We start from the raw sequence: 2,408 nt of genomic DNA, 5'->3' as shown, positions 1-2,408 counted from the left end.
TTAATTTTTTATAAATTGAAAGGTTTAAATAAAACTTTCAGTCAGAAGGACGTAAGAATGACCGACTTGTTTCTTAGCAGAAAGCTGTTCGGATTTGATTCGTAAGAATCAGAATCCGAGCGATTGATGGCAACGGTTTTGTATATGATACGTTGCGTGGTTTAGCACGTAATTTAGCAAATAAAAACCGAATAGAAAATCCGCGAGGATTTTCGTAAGTAGGCTCTCACTAGCAATGGATTATATACGGTGTTGGCAACTGGCTTTTCATTTCAGTTAATCCCATATTTGAGGTCGGTCAATTCCAATTGTTCTTAAATAACTCAACATTTGTCCTGTGTGAACAGATTCGTGATATGCAATTCGATTCAGATAATCTCCAAGTTTTTTGCTTTGTCCCACTTCCTTTCTCTCAATCTTTACATTCTCTAAATCCAATTCGTTCAGTCTATTTATCATACTCAAAAAATCCGCTCGATAATTTTCGGCAAAATCCAGTTCGTTTTTCAAGTCTGAATATTTTAGTTCTTTCCAAGGTGATTTGTAATTTCCTAAATTCCCACGATTTTCTATAATTTTATGGAAAAGATGTTCACCCTCTAAAATGTGTCTTATCATTTCGATAATTGTGAACGCATTTTCGTCAGGTTTCCAATTCAGGTATTCATTAGGAATTCCGCTCCATAACTTTATACTCCGTCTTCTAATTTCGGAAAAGTTTAATAAAATAACTTCGGTTGAATTCATTGATTAAATTTTGTTTGTAGTTCGATTTTCTGCTTGTTGCCAACGGTTTTGGCTAGGCTTTGTGCGGGGTTGAAAATCGACAAGATTTTCGAATACGTACTAAGCCGAAGCTTTTTGTTTGGATTTGTTTCTTTGATTTTAACTAAGCCAAATCAACAAGATTTGGCGACTTAGTAAATATACACAAAACTTTGAGAAAGCACAGAACCCGCATGAAGTTTAGCCGGTGTTAGCTGTAGTTTTTTTATTCGGTCGTTAGTTTTCTAATATTCTTTTCAAATTTAGAATACCAACTTTTGCTCTTGTAATTATAATTTTTTTAAATATTGGTAAAAATAAAGATTTAAATATCAAATTAGTATTTCTGCTTTGCATACTCCAAGTTAAAGTTGTGGTGTTAGAAGACTCTTCAGAAAATTTCATAATCATCCTCGGAAGTAATGGCGAAAAATTACCTTCAGTTATAAAAACTATATTTTCTTCTGCTTTCACAACATCTAAAGAAATTTTACTTTCTCCTCTTAAAGGAATTTTAACAGTTTCCATATATCTTTTCCCAACAATCCCATGTTCCAATGAATTATCAGATTTTATTTCTATTACTTCAGGAAACCACAGTTTGAAATTTTCCATATTAGTTGCAAATTTATAAACCTCTTTCCTTGGTAGGTTAATAATTACTGTATTTACTGTCAATGTATTCATAAGAATTAAATTATATATTTATTTCAATACAAATATAATCCTCATTCTTCTTTCGCTATTAGACAATTGTCTAAAAATCAGTTTGGGCTCTTATTCGACTCAAATGTCTCTGTGTAATACCAAGATAAGAGGCTAAATATTGAAGAGGAATTTGTTTAATATATTCTGGACGGCTTTTGACTAAATTTGCATATCTATTCTCTGCTTTTTCTTTTTGATACTCAAACACTCTTTGTTCAAGTGCCATGAAGTATCTCTCTGCTATTTGTTTTTGAAATAGAAGCCAATTTGCATTTTTTTTTACTAGCTTATCCATATACATTTTTGGTATTATAAATAGTTCTGTTGCACTTAATGTTTGTATGCTAATACCTGATTTCTCCTGTGAGATATATGAAGTGTAAGCTGTTACAAATGATTCTGGAAATGATAAACAATAAGTTATTTGGTTATCTGAAATAGAATAGTAAAATGAACGTAAAATCCCTGAATTTATAAATGCTATATCTTTACTTATTTGTCCTTCCTTAATAAAAAATTCCCCTTTCTTATAGGTATGGTAATGTCCAAATTGAATTACTTCATCTATCTCAGAACTACTAAATATATTGAAGGATTCTAAATATTCTTTAATCATAGTTTTCTTCCGTTTTTAATACTTTTTTGGTGTTTTTTTTTGCGTAAATCATAATCATCTGGTTTAAAATTAAATATTTGAGGAATTCTCAAGTTGTGTTAAATTACAGCCAACGGTTTTGTATATGAAAAGTTGCGTATAAATAAACGGAAACTTTTCGGTTTAGTACTGACATTTAAAATACAAAAACCTCTTTGAATTAAGCACTTACAAGCAATTTTTTATATACGTCCTAAGTTTGATTTCCATTAACTTAATTCAGAATTAATAGAAAGAACAAAAGAGCAGAGTAAGATTAAGATATACGTAGGAACTTAAG

At 30.5% G+C, this 2,408-nt stretch carries 3 protein-coding genes; all 3 read right to left on the bottom strand.

Features of this window, described 5'->3' with window-relative positions:
• Positions 1 to 276: 276 nt before the first annotated feature.
• A complete protein-coding gene (locus tag BLQ00_RS17320) occupies positions 277 to 747 on the bottom strand; it encodes a DinB family protein (protein WP_093145577.1) in 471 nt (156 codons plus the stop codon).
• Positions 748 to 1,002: 255 nt separating this feature from the next.
• Complete coding sequence (locus BLQ00_RS17315; RefSeq protein WP_093145576.1) at positions 1,003 to 1,452, bottom strand: SRPBCC family protein; 450 nt, start codon at positions 1,450 to 1,452, stop codon at positions 1,003 to 1,005.
• Between the two features lie 70 nt (positions 1,453 to 1,522).
• Positions 1,523 to 2,089, bottom strand: coding sequence for a Crp/Fnr family transcriptional regulator (locus BLQ00_RS17310; RefSeq protein WP_093145575.1), 567 nt, complete (start codon positions 2,087 to 2,089; stop codon positions 1,523 to 1,525).
• Positions 2,090 to 2,408: the final 319 nt, after the last annotated feature.

Source organism: Ulvibacter litoralis (assembly GCF_900102055.1).
GTDB classification, from domain to species: Bacteria; Bacteroidota; Bacteroidia; order Flavobacteriales; family Flavobacteriaceae; genus Ulvibacter; species Ulvibacter litoralis.
The sequence above is the reverse complement of the archived record's forward strand: the minus strand, read 5'-3'. Positions and strand labels throughout refer to the sequence as shown.

Coding starts and splice junctions, on each gene's coding strand:
- BLQ00_RS17315 (WP_093145576.1), bottom strand. CDS start 1,452: ATGAATACATTGACAGTAAATACAGTAATTATTAACCTACCAAGGAAA.
- BLQ00_RS17310 (WP_093145575.1), bottom strand. CDS start 2,089: ATGATTAAAGAATATTTAGAATCCTTCAATATATTTAGTAGTTCTGAG.
- BLQ00_RS17320 (WP_093145577.1), bottom strand. CDS start 747: ATGAATTCAACCGAAGTTATTTTATTAAACTTTTCCGAAATTAGAAGA.